This window comes from Rhodococcus sp. K11/5 (assembly GCF_055193735.1).
In genome coordinates this window covers 327,210-341,542 of the sequence record NZ_CM143721.1, presented here as the reverse complement: position 1 = coordinate 341,542, position 14,333 = coordinate 327,210, and the positions used below count along the sequence as shown (strand labels likewise).

Sequence of the window (14,333 nt, the reverse complement as noted above, 5' to 3'; positions counted from 1 at the left end):
CGGCCGCGGTCCCCGCTTCACGACGCGTCCCCCCGAGCGACACGCTTCGACTTCTCGACCGCGCAGTCGATGTGGACGCGGCCCCTGCTGGCTTCCGGCATCGGCTTGTCACACAGCGCGCACGAGCGGGGTTCAGTGGCCTGGGAGCGGTCGATCGGAATGACGTTGGAGACCTTGTTTTGCACAGTCGGCTCACTCTCACGGGCGTGAGCCGACTGTGATTTCGCCCCAGTTGGCTCACGGAGTTTCCCCAGGTCAAGCCCAGTTGGCTCAGCTGGCTCAGCTGGCTCACGTGAAGGCGGCGTGTGATCCGACTGAGCCGACTGCACCGTGGTCTCCGGCAGGGACCAGATCGACATCCGCGGGAACCCCTCATAGGTGTAGATCACGCCCAGTTTCTTCGCCGCCCGCTTGACCGTGGGTTCGGAGATCCGGGCCTTGCGGGCTGCGTCCTTCACCTGCCGCGCTTCGGGCTTGCCGTGCTCGGTGAGGTAATCGGCCAACCATGCCTCGGCCTCGGTGCGGTCGTCGGCGTCCGCTGCGTCGTCGGGCCCACTCAGCAGTTCGCGAGCGTCTCGGGTGGATTCCCCATGCCAGCGGAGCACACCGATCTCGGCGTCACCGTCCTCGGCCGCGATGGTGGTCGACTCGATCGACGCCTCCATCGACCGCACCCGCGGTGCGAGATTCCCCTTTGTGTTCGTGACGATCAGGTGCCCGGTCTCGTCGTCCTGCGCGACGGACAGCACCGACCGAGCGACCTGAGACCACGCAATCGAACCGAGGATGAGTTTGCCGGTGTCGGCCCCGTCCCGCTTCCCGAAATGACAAATACCGAGAACGACGCAGTCCCGTCGGCCGGCGAGCTGCGAGAGGGGCTCGAGGTACTGCCGGACGGCGCGGTCGTCCTTTCCGCTGAGTTCCGAGGACATGCTCGACGTGGCGGCGTCGAGCACCACCACCGCCACATCGTTGTCCGCGATCACCTTCTCCAGCGCGGGGGTGTCGAGCGGGAGAATCAGAGTTCCGTCGTCGGTGGTGTCGGTCTGCACGTCCACGAACAGCACCCGGTCCATGTCCGCCCCCGCCGCTCGGAGCCTCGGCGCCACCGTGAACTCACGGGCATCCTCGGTATGGACGTACAACACGGTGCGCGGCGTACCGGCGAGCTTGCCGTCGGTGGTTCCGGTGGTGACCTGAGCGCAGATCGACGCAGCGATCGTGGACTTTCCGAGCCCTTCACGTCCGGCGAGGAGGGTGAGCGATCCGGCCGGGATCCAGTCCTGAATCACCCAATCGACCCGCCGGGTGACGACGTCGGAGCCGCGGGTGATGCGAAGCTCTCGCGGCCGGGTGCGGATCGGTATGAGGTCGACCATCGTGCCGCCGGCAGCAACATGGTCGGACAAGTCCTTGCCGTGCTTGGGTTCGACGAGGGCGACGTCGGCGTGATCGGCGAGGATCGACACCTGCAGTGCACCGTGCTTGCGGCCCGCGGTGTCCTTGTCCTGGACCACGATCACGCGCTTGCCGAACAGCGGCGTGTAGTCGAACTTCTCGGCCCCCGATGTGGACGGTGTGCACGCGGCGACGACACCGAGAATCTCTGCGGCGTGCACGTCTTCTTCTCCTTCGCAGAGGTACACCACGTCGGCGGCGTCGAGACGATCGGCGCGGTACAGGGCACGGCCGGAATTGTTACCCGGCTGCGTGAACGCCTTCTTGACGGTGCTGCGGCGCTTGATCCTGCCGTCGGCGTATTTGTAGTCGACGTCGTCGTGGTCATAGAGGTCGCGCATCGTGAGGTTCAGGGCGGCGAGTACGTCGGTGGTGTCGCAGTGCGCGTGGCAGTGCACGAGTACGCGGGTCTCACCGTCGGTGACGGACAGCGACGGCGTTCGATCGGGGTGCGCCGGGCAGGTCGCGGAGATGCGTCCGTGCCCACCGTTGGTCATGGTGGCGCCGGTGTCGTTCAGCGCCTCGATGATGCGGGTGTACGCGGTGGTGGTCATGCGGCACCTGCTTCTTCGGAGGCGGCGTGGCGAGCGCAGACCGGCCCAAGATGGCGGCGGACGGACGACGGTGCGACGAGCCAGGTTCCGCAACGTGTGCATTGCACTGCAAGGCGGAAGTGCCCACCCACGAGCGCCGCCATCAGGATCTTGTCGGCGTGGTCGCGGTGCAATTCCAGGTAGTCGTCGAGCAGAACTTCGTAACTCGTTGGGGCGGGCGTAAACTCAGAATCAGAGGTCATGATGGTCCTCGTGTTGTGCCGGGGTCGGATTCCCCTGGGCGGGTGTTCCGACCCCGGCGTTCGTCAAATTGGGCTCGGCAGCTTTTTGACGGTGCTATTCAGTTGTTGTGATGGAACTTCTCCGGCAGTAGGTGACGGCTCCAGCGGCTGTCAGAAATGTGTTCTGCACGATGACGACGGCGGCCAACACGAGCTCGATCGTCGTCACAGCCCCTCCCTAACCTCAGCGGCGGCGCGAACATGCCCCTCGTTGCGGTTGAGTGAGCGCGGTTCGGCGGGGATGCTGCCGAGCACGGTGGCGACGGCGTCGACGAGATCGACGGCTTCGGCAATGGTCATCTGCACCGATGTCGAACCCCACGTCACCGTGACGGTCCTACCGGTGCTGCTGTGCGCTCGAACCGGATCGACGCACACGTCGTCGGTGACGAGGAACGCCATGTCAAACCCCCCTCAGGTGGCGGGGCGTGGGTTCGTGAAAATCGACGCGCAAGGTGCAGGTCGATTCGTCGACAAACACCGTGTACGTTCCGTTGTCCTGACCGGGATCTGCGGACCGTCGGCCCGTGTGATGTACGCGCTCACCGATGTTCGTCGCCCGGTACGGCCACACGTGGGTGGTGTAAACGCCCTCTTCGATGTCGATGCGCGACTCGATCGGCCTGCCGTCCGAATAGTGATCGACCAGTTTCGCGGCCCCGATCAGGTCCATCCGGGCGGTCTCGAGCGCATCGAACTCGGGTCCCTCGGTGTCGGCCCCGTTGCCGTTCATGGAGTCGGGGACCCAGTCGAGGGTGTTGATCGCCTTCCTGACCGCCCACGCCAGCGCATCCTGGGTGGTGTAAGTCATCACTCACCACCCGCCGAGACGGCCGCCGACATGGAGTGAAGAGCACCGACAATCCCCGGCACACTGTCGAGGTCGATCTCGTCGTCGTTCAGAAAGATCTTCTGCGGGCGCCGCTCCAAGCCTCCCGTGCGCGGGTCGAAAACTTCCTCGAGTTCGAGGCGAACAAGGTGGAGTCCGACCGGCCACATGCGTTCGTACGCCCGTAGTTGACGCCCCTCGGCATCGGAGATGTCGAACCGCGGTGGCGTACTCCCCTTCCACCACGAAGGTGGCGGGCTCGCCAGCACCTCGGCGGCTTCCGTGGCCTGGTCTCGCGCGTCGTTGTTGTCGCGGGAGTAGATCTCCACGGAGTCGCGCACGAACGCGCTGACGACGTCCTCGGTGGTGAACTTGTCCATCCGCTGCAAGCCGTAGACAAGCTTGTCGATCTGATCGTGTCGGATGTTCAAGGCGGGCCGGTACGTGCCGACGATCATCGCGACGAACTCGATTGCGAAGGCGCGGGAGAAGCCGGTCATCGTGCACCGCCGGTGATGAGGTGGGCGGCGGTGGTGAGGTCGGCGGCGATGGCGAGGGCCGTCTCCAGACCGGTGACGGTGGCATCGGTGATGATGATCTCGATCTCACCGTCATGGACGGCCAGGGTCCGGTGGTCGAACGTCTGCTGCGCGATGAGGAGGACGTGCTCACCGACCCGGCGCTCCCAATGTCGCTCCGCGAGCATGACACCGCCGTCGATGACCCACACGGACTCGAATTCCGGCGGTGGTGTGCCGACAAAGACGTCGTGGGGTGGTGTGCTCGGCGCGAGCGTGGTCGCGTTGCGGCACCGCTGGCCGACAGCGATCTCGTGGGCCATCAGGTTGACCCAGCCGTTCCAGCGGCCTGCGCCGTTCTCCAGGACGGTCTTCGCCGCGCTGTCGAGCACGTGATCGTCGATCACCACGTCGTCACACGCGAGGCGGTCTCGGATCGCCGCGACGATGGCGGATCGGGCGGGTGGAAGGGCTACAGTGGTGTGCATCAGTGCGCTTCTTTCGTGGTGGTTAGTTGCGGCTGGTTTCCGCCCTCGATGCCCTGGCCGGCGTCGGGGGCGTTCTTCTGTGCATGGAGCTGCTCAAGCTTGTGCGCGTACTTCTTCGCCTTGTTCGCGGATGTCCTCAGTTCGACTGTCAGACGCCGTACCACTGCGGGTTCGATGGCGGCTGGATCGACTGTCTCGAGGATCTCCACGAGCGTGGCGATGCTGGCGTTCGCTTCTTCGAGCATCTGCTGCGGTGAGTTTCTGATCCTGTACTTCTTGCTACGTCGCCCGCCCGTAGGCACTGGGGTCGGAGCGCTGGGATCGTGAACTCGCATCAGGCTGCGGTGATGTCGGCCGGCCGCTCGATCCCCAGCAGTTCGAGTAGTCCGACCGTTGGTACGACGTAGCGGGCGCCCACCTGAATAACTCGGGTCGGAAACTGTCCTTTCTTGGCGAGGGCGTAGCCGGAGCTGGTGCTGATTCCCAGCGCCCTGCAGGTTGTCGGTATATCGGTGCTTGCACCGAGTGCGAGAAGCTCTTCCCGAGTCATGGCCATCCTTGCTTGGTTTAGTAACATCTGGTTGCTCTCCGTGTGACTATCCGGAACGTATCACCGCCCTGCGCTTCCGCGCAACTATTCGGGACGGATGGCGCGGTATCGTGTCGCTATGCCAAGCAATGGGTCGAAAGAATCTCGGGGATCCGCCGAAGCCAAAGCGTGGGCGTTGGACGCGTCGGGCAGGGTTGGCCAAACGGTCGCGATGTTGCGGCGCCAACGTAAACTGACCGCGGTTCAACTGGCCGAAAAGACATCAAATCTGGGGTACCCCTTAACGCGAGGGACCATTTCGCGCATCGAAGGAAACCTTCGAGCCGGAAAGATGGACCTAGCCGAGATACTGGTTCTCAGTGCCGCCTTGGAAATTCCACCAATAGCGCTGATATACCCCCATCTTCCGGATGGTGCCGTAGAGGCACTGCCCGGCGTCCATGCTGCGAGTATTGATGCAGCACAATGGTTTAGCGGTCAGGGTGCCAACCCGTCTGGCGACCGAGTCGATGTACAGGCAATCTCCGTTGCTCGCCAGTACGCGGAACTCAAAGCAAAGCGAGACGTTGCGACCGTGGATGTCGCGCTCTCGAATGCAGATGGTTCCGGTGGGCCATTTGGAACATTGGAAGAAAGCAATCGCGCACTAGCACTCATCAACAAGCGGCTCGACTCGCTGCTGGAACGCATGCGCTCCGAACCGGGTACCTGGACGGTTCACGATGCCTAGGCCACCGCTCGCCCTGGGGACGTTCGGTCGCATCACGTCCACGGAGCTGAAGGACGGGAACGGCGACGGTACGGGCGTCTGGGTTGCTCGCACCCGATACCGCGACTACGACGGGGTCACCCGTCAGGTGAAGGCCACCGGAGCCAGCGAATTGAAGGCGGAGACCGCGCTGAAGGTTGCTCTGCGCGACCGGCATCGGTCTCAGGGCGGCGCGGGGATCACCGGCAAGTCAACGGTCGCAGAGCTGCTCAAGCTGTGGCTGGCGACGCCACCACCGAGGGGGTCGCGGTCGCCTCAGACCCTCGCCGGGTATCGACGGTGCATCGACAAGGTGATTGCACCGGGTTTGAGCCAGGTCCGACTCCACGAGGCCACCACGGGGCGGATCGAGATGTTCCTCCAGGCGCTGCGTACGGACTCGGGGAAAAGGGACGCGCGGGGGATTCTGAGTCAGGCATTCGACCTGGCAGCCCGTCTCGGGGGCGTCGACTACAACCCGGTGGACGCCACGACTCCTGCGCCCACGTCGAGCAACCCTGCTCGCGCCCTCGATGTGGACGATGTGCACGAACTACGCCGGCGGGTAGCGGCTTGGCAGGACAGGGACCTCGGTGATGGCCGGAAGCGTTTCGGCCCCGAACGGGCGTATGACCTGGCGGAAATCGTCGACGTGATGATCGGTACCGGTACCCGAATCGGTGAGTGTCTGGCGTTGCGGTGGCAGGACATCGAGGGGCTCGATAACGACGGTCCAGTGGTTGTCACAGTGGCCGGGACTCTCGTCGAGGTGACGGGCGACGGGATCCATCGTCAGGACCACACCAAGACGAAGAGCGGTCATCGCAGGGTGACCATTCCCCGGTTCACAGCCGATGCACTGAGAAGACAGCGCGGCCGCGGTATCCCCTCGGCGGAGGGGTTGGTGTTTCCGTCCAGGCTCGGCACCCCACGGTGGCCGGGGAATGTCCGCACCTCCTGGCGCAAGGTTCGCGGGGAGGACTACGCCTGGGTGAAGCCTCACAGCTTCCGGAAGACGGTGGGCACGATGGTGGAGCGGGAGTTGGGGTTGTCGGCAGCCTCGGCGCAGTTGGGGCACTCGGGTAGCGCGGTCACCGAGAAGCACTACATCGAGAGAGCCAAGAGCGCACCGGACGTCAGCGGCGTGCTCGACAAACTTGCCCCGCAGTCTTTCCGTGCCGTAAACGTGCCCGGAGACAAAAACAAGGGCAGGCCCTCGGCTGCTAAATAGCCGATGACCTGCCCTGATGTGAGCCGCCTAAGAGAATCGAACTCTTGACCTTTTCATTACGAGTGAAATGCTCTACCGACTGAGCTAAGGCGGCGCGGTCCCGAAGAACCTCGACAAGCTTAGCGGTTCCCCCCGGCCCACTTCAAAACGGGTGGTCAGTGCACTGCCGCGCCCAGGGTGGCGACCATCGCGTCGACGGCGAACTTGGGCTTGACGTTCATCGCCAGTGCCTCCCGACACTCCAGGATCGCCTCGATGCAGCGCAACAACGATTCGGCCGTCGCCACCCGCGCGAGCCCCGCCGCCTGACCGGCCATGTCCGGATGCGTGGCCGTCGACTCCGCGCCGAACGACTGCGCGAGCGCATCGCGATACAAGCCGGCGAGGTCGATGAGCGCACGATCGAGCGCGTCGCGGCCGGTCCTGGTCCGACGCGACTTCTGCCGCGCTTCCAGCTCCTTCAGCACCCCGGCCGAGCCGCGCAACGCACCCGCAGCGCCCTTGCCGGTACCGCCCGCGCCGAGGGACGTCCGCAGCTCGTCGGTCTCGCGCTCGTCGCGAGCGGCATTCATCTCGACGGCGTCGGTCTCGGCGGATTTCACCAACTCCTCCACCGACGCGTACTGCGTGGCGGGCCGGGTGGCGGCGCGGGCGATGCCGAGCGCCTTCTGACGACGGTCACGCGCGTCGGGATCCGTCGCCAAGCGTCGGGCTCGGCCCACGTGTCCCCCGCTGACCGACGCCGCCCACCGAGCGGTCTTCTCGTCGAGCGCGTCGTTCTCCTGCAGCACACGGGCGATGTCGTCGGACTTGGGCGTCACGAGCGCCACGTGTCGGCACCTGGACCGGATGGTGACCGCGATGTCCTCGGGATCCACCGACGGCGCACACAGCAGGAAGAGCGTACGAGCGGGCGGTTCCTCGACGGCCTTGAGCAGTGCGTTGTACGCCCGCTCGCCGAGCCGGTCCGCGTCCTCGATCACCACGATCTGCCACGCGCCGGTGGTGGGCCGTCGGGCGGCCATCTGCACCACCTCGCGCATCTCCTTCACCGAGATGCTCAGGCCCTGCGGGACGATGCGTCGAACGTCACCGTGGGTGCCCGCCATGGTGGTGGTGCAGGCATGGCAATGACCGCACCCGATGACGTCCGGATCCGTGCACTGCAACGCGGCCGCGAAACACACGGCGGCGACGGATCGGCCGGATCCGGGCGGACCGGTGAACAGCCACGAGTGCGTCATGCGTGATCCGATGTCACCGGCGCGCGCGGCGGCCGCGGCATCGGTCAGTTCGGCCACCACCTCGTGCTGGCCCACCAACCGATCGAACACACCTGACATGCCCGCGAGCCTAGTGCTCCGCGCCGACACTCTTTCCGCGCACTCGGGCGATACCGGCCAGCGCCGCGACCACCAGCGACCCGACGACGAAACCGAGCACGGCCGATGCCAGCGTGTTGACGATCCAGGCGAGGACGCCGCCGACTCCGGCCACCCCGGCCACGGCCTCCTCACCGTGATGCACAAGGTCGTAGATCGGGTGGAAACCGAGCTCGTCGATACCCACCAGCAGGATGTGTCCGCCGACCCAGAGCATCGCGGCGGTGCCGACGACCGAGAGCACGCTCATCACCTTCGGCATCGCCTGCACCAGGCCACGACCGAGCTTCTTCGCGAACCCGGACGAGGTGTCGGCCAGCTTCAACCCGATGTCGTCCATCTTCACGATCAAGCCGACCGCGCCGTAGACGATCACGGTGATGACGATGGCCACGACGGTCAGGATGATCAGGCGGTTCCAGAAGCCCTCGCCCGCAATGGTGTTGAGCGCAATGACCATGATCTCGGCCGAGAGGATGAGGTCGGTGCGCACGGCGCCCGCCACCACGGTGTCCTCGTCGCGCGGCTCGTCGGTCTCCTCGTGATGAGCGCCGTGACCGGTGAGGACGCCCCAGATCTTGTGCGCCGCTTCATAGGACAGGTACGCACCACCGAGCATGAGGATCGGGGTGAGCAGCCAGGGCAGGAACTGACTCAGCAGCAACGCGATCGGCAGAATGATCAGCAACTTGTTGCGCAGCGATCCGATGGCGATGCGCTTGACGATGGGCAGTTCGCGCTCGGCAGCGAGGCCGCGCACGTACTGCGGGGTCACGGCGGCGTCGTCGATGACCACACCGGCGGCCTTGGCGGTCGCCTTGCCGGTCGCCGCTCCGATGTCGTCGATGGAAGCGGCGGCGAGGCGCGAGAGCGCGGCGACGTCGTCGAGCAGAGCAACAAGTCCGCCGGCCATCAGGTCCCCCTATGGGAAGTAGTTACCGGGTGACAGTACCGCCGATGTCGGTCGTCTCACGAGTGCACAGCCCCCAGCAGTCCGCACCGGTCCGGGCGGGTGCGGACTGCCGGGCGATGTGCACCTGGCCGTCCGCAGAATTGCGGAACGACACTGTCGGCCCACGGCGCTACGGTCCTACGCACACCCACCGAGAGGATCCCGTCATGGCCGGTACCTACACACCCGTTGCGCTCGACGTCGAGGTGACGGGCGAGAAGTTGGACCTCGTCACCATCCTGGCCGACCAGCGCGGGATGCTCGCGATCACCGCCCGCGGTCTGACCGACGAACTGGCCCGGCAGCGCACGACGGTCAGCGAGTTCACGCTCGGAGCCGTGATCAAGCACGTCGCGACGGTCATCCGCGACAACGTCCAGATGCTCCGTGAACGCGACGAGAACTCGGCGGTCGACATGTCCGCGCTGGAGGATGCGTTCACGTTCGGCGCCGACGAGTCCATCGAGCACTGGCTGAGCGAGCTCGACGCCGCAGGCCGCGAACTCGAGCAGTACATCGCGTCGATCGACAGCCTCGACGAGATGATTCCGCAGCCCACCGCGCCCTGGGCGCCGGAGCGCATCTGGTGGTCGGCCCGGCGTGTGCTGCTGCACCTGCTGCGCGAGATCGCACACCACAGCGGGCACGCAGATATCGTTCGCGAGGCACTGGACGGTCAGACCACTATGGCCGCGATCACCGAGGGGACGGGAACCGACTGGGAGTAGCTCATCCGCACACCGCCCTCGGCCAGCTACTCGCTCGGCGGGGCCTTCTTCGCCGCGGTCTTCTTGGCCGCCGCTTTCTTCGCCGGAGCCTTCTTGGCGGCCGTCTTCTTGGCTGCGGCCTTCTTCGCCGGAGCCTTCTTGGCAGGCGCCTTCTTGGTGGCCTTCTTCTTCACCGGCCCGCGCGCACGGCGGTCGGCGAGCAGTTCCATGGCCCGATCGTCGGTGATCGACTCGACCTCGTCGCCCTTGCGCAGGCTGGCGTTGGTCTCGCCGTCGGTGACGTAGGGGCCGAAGCGACCGTCCTTGATCACCATCTGCTTCTCGCTGACGGTGTCGACGCCGAGTTCGCGCAGCGGCGGTGTGGCCGCACCCTGACGTCCACGACGCTTGGGCTCGGAGTAGATCTTCAGCGCCTCCTCGAGGGTGACCTCGAAGATCTGGTCCTCGGTGGCCAGCGACCGAGAGTCCGTGCCCTTCTTCAGGTACGGGCCGTAGCGACCGTTCTGCGCGGTGATCTCCTCCTTGCTTTCCGGGTCCACGCCGACGACGCGGGGCAGGGACAGCAACTTGAGCGCATCGTCGATGGTGACCGTGGCCAGGTCCATCGACTTCAGGAGCGATCCGGTGCGCGGCTTGGGGCCGGTCGCCTTCTTCGCGGCCTTCTTGGCCGGTGCCTTCTTCACGGTCTTCGTGGCCACGGCCGTACCGCCGCCACCGTTCGAATCCTGTTCCACCGGAACGATGTCCGGGGTCGGCTCGGGCTCCGGCTCGGGCAGGATCTCGGTGACGTAGGGGCCGAAACGACCCTCCTTGGCCACGATCTCGTGACCGGTCAGCGGATCGACGCCCAGCTTGCGACCCTCCTGCGGGGTGGAGAACAGCTTCTCCGCGAACTCCAGCGTGAGTTCGTCGGGCGGCAGATCGTCGGGAAGGTTGGCGCGCTGCGAGATCGGATCGCCCTCGGGATCGTCCGGGTTCTTCACCAGGCGCTCGAGGTACGGACCGTACCGGCCGACGCGCACGTGGATGTCGCGTCCCTCGTCGTCGTCGAACAGGTGGATCGAGTTGATCTCGCGGGCGTCGATGTCCTCGAGGTTGGTGCCCACCATCTTCTTCAGACCGCCGGACCGTGCCACCGAACCCTCGGCGCCGGACTCACCGCCGAAGTAGAAGGCGGACAACCAGTTTCCGCGCTGCGCGCGACCACCGGCGATGGCGTCGAGATCGTCCTCCATACCGGCGGTGAAGTCGAAGTCCACCAACCGGCCGAAGTGCGCCTCGAGCAACGCGATGACGGAGAACGCCACCCAGGACGGCACCATCGCACTGCCCCGCTTGTAGACGTAACCGCGGTCGAGGATGGTCTTGATGATCGACGAGTACGTCGACGGGCGACCGATGCCCAGCTCTTCGAGGGTCTTGATGAGCGACGCCTCGGTGAACCGTGCGGGCGGGTTGGTCGAGTGACCGTCGGGATCGAGGTTCGTGGCCGTGACGGCCTGACCCTTCTCCAGCACCGGCAGCCGGGACTCGGCGTCGTCGGACTGACCACCGGCCTGATCGTCGACGCTCTCGACGTAGGCCTTGAGGAAGCCGGCGAACGTGATGGTGCGGCCCGAGGACGAGAAGACACAGTCCTCACCGGTGCCGGCGGTGCCCGCGATGCGCAGCGACAGCGTCGTGCCGCGGGCGTCGGCCATCTGCGAGGCGACGGTGCGCTGCCAGATCAGCTCGTAGAGCCGGAACTCGTCGGTGTCGAGGCTTCCGTGCAACTGACCCGGGGTGGAGAAGGTGTCGCCGGACGGGCGGATCGCCTCGTGCGCCTCCTGCGCGTTCTTCACCTTGCGGGTGTACTGCCGCGGGGTGTCGTGCACGTACTCCGGTCCGTACAGCTCGGACGCCTGACGACGAGCGGCGTCGACCGCCGACGACGACAGGTTCGTCGAGTCGGTACGCATGTAGGTGATGTGGCCGTTCTCGTACAACCGCTGCGCGATGCGCATCGTGCGCTCGGAGGACATGCGCAGCTTGCGCCCGGCCTCCTGCTGCAGCGTCGAGGTCATGAACGGCGGGTACGGGCGTCGGGTGTACGGCTTGGACTCCGCCGACGCGACCGTGAGATCCTGACCGGCGAGAGCCTCGGCGAGGCGTCGGGCATGGGCTTCGTCGAGGACGGTGACGCCCTCGGACTTCAGCTTGCCGTCGGCGCCGAAATCGCGTCCCGACGCCACCCGGTCGCCGTCGACGCTGACCAGGCGGGCTCCGAAGGTCCGCGGAGACGCCTCGGCGCCCGCGTCGAGTTGGGCCGAGATGTCCCAGTACGACGCGGAGCGGAACGCCATGCGCTCGCGCTCGCGCTGGACGATGATGCGCGTCGCGACGGACTGCACGCGGCCCGCCGACAGCTTCGGCATGACCTTCTTCCACAGCACGGGCGAGACCTCGTAGCCGTAGAGACGGTCGAGAATGCGGCGAGTTTCCTGGGCGTCGACCAGGTCGGTGTCCAGGTCACGGGTGTCGTTGGCCGCGGCGAGGATGGCGGGTTCGGTGATCTCGTTGAAGACCATGCGTCGAACCGGGATCTTGGGCTTGAGCGTCTCGAGGAGGTGCCAGGCGATGGCCTCGCCCTCGCGGTCGGGGTCGGTAGCGAGATAGAGCTCGTCGGCGTCCTTGAGCAGGCTCTTGAGCTCGGCGACCTTGCTCTTCTTCTCGGGGCTGACGACGTAGAGGGCCTCGAAGTCCTGATCGACGTTGACGCCGAGACGGGCCCACGATTCGCCCTTGTACTTGGCGGGCACGTCGGCAGCGCCGCGCGGGAGGTCGCGGATGTGGCCCACCGAGGCCTCGACCACGTAGTTCTTGCCCAGGTACGGCGCGATCTTCTTCGCCTTGGTCGGAGACTCGACAATCACGAGCCGCCGCACGTCAGCCGTGCCGGACGTCGTCTTGTCTCGTGCTGCCACCTGGTGCCGAACCTTCCTGGACTCCGACTTTCGGTGTCCCGTTCACCTGCGCCGATCGTACGAACCGTACGGAGTCGACACAGTACAGCGTGACACACGGGTGCAACTCCTACCTCTGACGCGGCGGGGCGGGGCGCTCGGGTGACGGCGAGCAGTCCAGCAGTTCGCGTCCGGAATTTAATGTACGTACATTGGGTTGCACGGTTCGAGGATCACCCCAGACCCACCCGAGGAGAGCTCATGCTGCTGGAACGCTTCTACGATCAGGACCTCGCTCAGGCCAGTTACCTGATCGGTTGCCAGAAGACCGGCGAGGCCATCGTCGTCGACCCGCGCCGCGACATCGACGAGTACCTTCGCGTCGCCGCCGACAACGGAATGACCATCACCACCGTCACCGAGACCCACATCCACGCCGATTACCTGTCGGGCACCCGTGAGGTCGCCCGGGCGACCGGGGCCACCGCCTACGTCTCCGGCGAGGGCGGTCAGGACTGGCAGTACGGCTTCGACGCCGAGCGCCTGAACCACGGCGACGAGATTCGCATCGGCAACATCCGCATCGAGGCACGCCACACGCCGGGGCACACCCCGGAACACCTGGTGTTCCTGGTGACCGACGGCGCCTTCAGCGACGATCCCGGCTACCTGCTGTCCGGTGACTTCACCTTCGCCGGTGACCTCGGCCGACCGGATCTGCTCGACGAAGCGGCCGGCGGCGAGGACACCCGGTTCGAGGGCGCACAGCAGATGTACGACAGCCTGCGCACCGTCTTCCTCGAACTCGCCGACCACGTGCAGGTCTTCCCCGCACACGGCGCGGGCAGTGCATGCGGCAAGAGTCTCGGCGCCCTTCCGTCGACCACCGTCGGGTACGAGCGGCTCAACGCCTGGTGGGGACCGTTGCTCGCCGCCGACGACCGCGAGGGCTTCGTCGCCCAGCTCCTCGACGGCCAGCCCGACGCCCACGCCTACTTCGCGCGGATGAAGCGGGAGAACCGCGACGGACCGGCGATGCTCGGCGACCTGTCACCGCTGCCGAAGCTGACGGCCGACGAGGCCACGGCGCAGGTCGACGCAGGCGAATCGATTCTGGTCGACACCCGACCGGCCGACGAGGTCCGTGCCGGCACCGTGCCCGGTTCCCTGGCCATCCCCGCCGTCGGCAAGACGGCCGGCTGGGGCTCGTGGGCCTACGACCCCGAATCCGAGAACCGCCCCCTCGTCGTCTTCGCCTCCGGGCAGGAGGAAGCCGATCGCGTGCGTGACCACCTCGTCCGCGTCGGGATCGACCACTACGCCGGCTTCGTGGACTCCCTCGACGGCTTCGAGGTGCGACCGACCGACGTGGTCAGCCCCGAGAACCTCGGCGACTTCGATCACGCGATGCTCCTCGACGTCCGCGGCACCTCCGAGTTCGAGGAGGGCCATATCCCGGGCGCTGCCCACGTCAGCGCCGGCCGGGTCCTGTGGGAGCGCCACGAACTGCCGAAGGACGGCCGCCTCGTCACCTACTGCCAGTCGGGAGCTCGCAACATCGTCGCCGCTCAGGCACTGCGCCGCGAAGGCTTCGACGTCGTCGAACTCGAGGGCAGCTACGCCGGATGGCAGCAGACCAGCTCCTCCTGATTCCTCTCCACCACCGCTCGAA

General features: G+C 66.2%; 15 protein-coding genes and 1 tRNA gene. 4 read left to right on the top strand and 12 right to left on the bottom strand.

The features are described from left to right. Positions 1-17: 17 nt before the first annotated feature. From ACY466_RS01640 to ACY466_RS01605, 8 genes are all read right to left on the bottom strand, one after another. The gene (locus ACY466_RS01640; protein WP_463249299.1) at positions 18-2,012 is read right to left on the bottom strand and encodes an AAA family ATPase; all 1,995 of its coding nucleotides are present in this window, start codon (positions 2,010-2,012) and stop codon (positions 18-20) included. Beyond that, entirely contained in the window at positions 2,009-2,254 is a 246-nt protein-coding gene (locus ACY466_RS01635; protein ID WP_463249296.1) for a DUF6011 domain-containing protein, read from the bottom strand. Before ACY466_RS01635 ends, ACY466_RS01640 begins: the two co-directional genes overlap by 4 nt. Before the next feature lie 204 nt (positions 2,255-2,458). After that, positions 2,459-2,695, bottom strand: a complete 237-nt coding sequence (locus ACY466_RS01630) for a hypothetical protein (protein WP_463249294.1) — start codon at positions 2,693-2,695, stop codon at positions 2,459-2,461. A gap of 1 nt (position 2,696) precedes the next feature. Beyond that, a complete protein-coding gene (locus tag ACY466_RS01625; RefSeq protein ID WP_463249293.1) occupies positions 2,697-3,104 on the bottom strand; it encodes a hypothetical protein in 408 nt (135 codons plus the stop codon). Further along, on the bottom strand, positions 3,104-3,622 hold the full coding sequence (locus ACY466_RS01620; RefSeq protein WP_463249291.1) for a hypothetical protein: 519 nt from the start codon (positions 3,620-3,622) through the stop codon (positions 3,104-3,106). The genes ACY466_RS01625 and ACY466_RS01620 overlap by 1 nt, the downstream gene beginning before the upstream one ends. Beyond that, positions 3,619-4,128: a hypothetical protein gene (locus ACY466_RS01615; RefSeq protein ID WP_463249289.1), complete on the bottom strand. Its 510-nt coding sequence runs from the start codon at positions 4,126-4,128 to the stop codon at positions 3,619-3,621. Before ACY466_RS01615 ends, ACY466_RS01620 begins: the two co-directional genes overlap by 4 nt. Next, positions 4,128-4,373: a hypothetical protein gene (locus tag ACY466_RS01610; RefSeq protein ID WP_463249288.1), complete on the bottom strand. Its 246-nt coding sequence runs from the start codon at positions 4,371-4,373 to the stop codon at positions 4,128-4,130. The genes ACY466_RS01615 and ACY466_RS01610 overlap by 1 nt, the downstream gene beginning before the upstream one ends. A gap of 89 nt (positions 4,374-4,462) precedes the next feature. Continuing rightward, positions 4,463-4,678, bottom strand: coding sequence for a DNA-binding protein (locus ACY466_RS01605; RefSeq protein ID WP_463249286.1), 216 nt, complete (start codon positions 4,676-4,678; stop codon positions 4,463-4,465). 118 nt (positions 4,679-4,796) lie between these two features. On the opposite strand from ACY466_RS01605, the gene ACY466_RS01600 reads away from it, so the two are divergent. Both ACY466_RS01600 and ACY466_RS01595 read left to right on the top strand, forming a co-directional pair. Continuing rightward, complete coding sequence (locus tag ACY466_RS01600) at positions 4,797-5,408, top strand: helix-turn-helix domain-containing protein (protein ID WP_463249284.1); 612 nt, start codon at positions 4,797-4,799, stop codon at positions 5,406-5,408. 127 nt (positions 5,409-5,535) lie between these two features. Next, a complete protein-coding gene (locus ACY466_RS01595; RefSeq protein ID WP_463249282.1) occupies positions 5,536-6,657 on the top strand; it encodes a site-specific integrase in 1,122 nt (373 codons plus the stop codon). A 21-nt stretch (positions 6,658-6,678) separates the two neighbouring features. On the opposite strand, the gene ACY466_RS01590 is transcribed toward ACY466_RS01595, so the two are convergent. The 3 genes from ACY466_RS01590 to ACY466_RS01580 form a co-directional block, all read right to left on the bottom strand. Further along, positions 6,679-6,751 (bottom strand) — tRNA-Thr (locus ACY466_RS01590). 61 nt (positions 6,752-6,812) lie between these two features. Further along, complete coding sequence (locus tag ACY466_RS01585) at positions 6,813-8,000, bottom strand: DNA polymerase III subunit delta' (protein WP_463249280.1); 1,188 nt, start codon at positions 7,998-8,000, stop codon at positions 6,813-6,815. A gap of 10 nt (positions 8,001-8,010) precedes the next feature. After that, positions 8,011-8,952, bottom strand: coding sequence for a DUF808 domain-containing protein (locus ACY466_RS01580; protein ID WP_463249278.1), 942 nt, complete (start codon positions 8,950-8,952; stop codon positions 8,011-8,013). A gap of 206 nt (positions 8,953-9,158) precedes the next feature. Here ACY466_RS01580 and ACY466_RS01575 point away from each other — a divergent pair, with 206 nt between their 5' ends. Continuing rightward, positions 9,159-9,719 (top strand): mycothiol transferase, encoded by a 561-nt coding sequence (locus ACY466_RS01575; RefSeq protein ID WP_463249276.1) that lies wholly within the window; start codon positions 9,159-9,161, stop codon positions 9,717-9,719. 26 nt (positions 9,720-9,745) lie between these two features. Here the strand turns inward: ACY466_RS01575 and topA are convergent, their stop codons facing one another. After that, complete coding sequence (gene topA, locus ACY466_RS01570; protein WP_463249274.1) at positions 9,746-12,682, bottom strand: type I DNA topoisomerase; 2,937 nt, start codon at positions 12,680-12,682, stop codon at positions 9,746-9,748. Positions 12,683-12,922: 240 nt separating this feature from the next. On the opposite strand from topA, the gene ACY466_RS01565 reads away from it, so the two are divergent. Beyond that, positions 12,923-14,311, top strand: coding sequence for an MBL fold metallo-hydrolase (locus tag ACY466_RS01565; RefSeq protein WP_463249272.1), 1,389 nt, complete (start codon positions 12,923-12,925; stop codon positions 14,309-14,311). The last annotated feature ends 22 nt before the right edge of the window (positions 14,312-14,333 follow it).

Coding starts and splice junctions, on each gene's coding strand:
- ACY466_RS01640 (WP_463249299.1), bottom strand. CDS start 2,012: ATGACCACCACCGCGTACACCCGCATCATCGAGGCGCTGAACGACACC.
- ACY466_RS01635 (WP_463249296.1), bottom strand. CDS start 2,254: ATGACCTCTGATTCTGAGTTTACGCCCGCCCCAACGAGTTACGAAGTT.
- ACY466_RS01630 (WP_463249294.1), bottom strand. CDS start 2,695: ATGGCGTTCCTCGTCACCGACGACGTGTGCGTCGATCCGGTTCGAGCG.
- ACY466_RS01625 (WP_463249293.1), bottom strand. CDS start 3,104: ATGACTTACACCACCCAGGATGCGCTGGCGTGGGCGGTCAGGAAGGCG.
- ACY466_RS01620 (WP_463249291.1), bottom strand. CDS start 3,622: ATGACCGGCTTCTCCCGCGCCTTCGCAATCGAGTTCGTCGCGATGATC.
- ACY466_RS01615 (WP_463249289.1), bottom strand. CDS start 4,128: ATGCACACCACTGTAGCCCTTCCACCCGCCCGATCCGCCATCGTCGCG.
- ACY466_RS01610 (WP_463249288.1), bottom strand. CDS start 4,373: ATGCTCGAAGAAGCGAACGCCAGCATCGCCACGCTCGTGGAGATCCTC.
- ACY466_RS01605 (WP_463249286.1), bottom strand. CDS start 4,678: ATGACTCGGGAAGAGCTTCTCGCACTCGGTGCAAGCACCGATATACCG.
- ACY466_RS01600 (WP_463249284.1), top strand. CDS start 4,797: ATGCCAAGCAATGGGTCGAAAGAATCTCGGGGATCCGCCGAAGCCAAA.
- ACY466_RS01585 (WP_463249280.1), bottom strand. CDS start 8,000: ATGTCAGGTGTGTTCGATCGGTTGGTGGGCCAGCACGAGGTGGTGGCC.
- ACY466_RS01580 (WP_463249278.1), bottom strand. CDS start 8,952: ATGGCCGGCGGACTTGTTGCTCTGCTCGACGACGTCGCCGCGCTCTCG.
- ACY466_RS01575 (WP_463249276.1), top strand. CDS start 9,159: ATGGCCGGTACCTACACACCCGTTGCGCTCGACGTCGAGGTGACGGGC.
- ACY466_RS01565 (WP_463249272.1), top strand. CDS start 12,923: ATGCTGCTGGAACGCTTCTACGATCAGGACCTCGCTCAGGCCAGTTAC.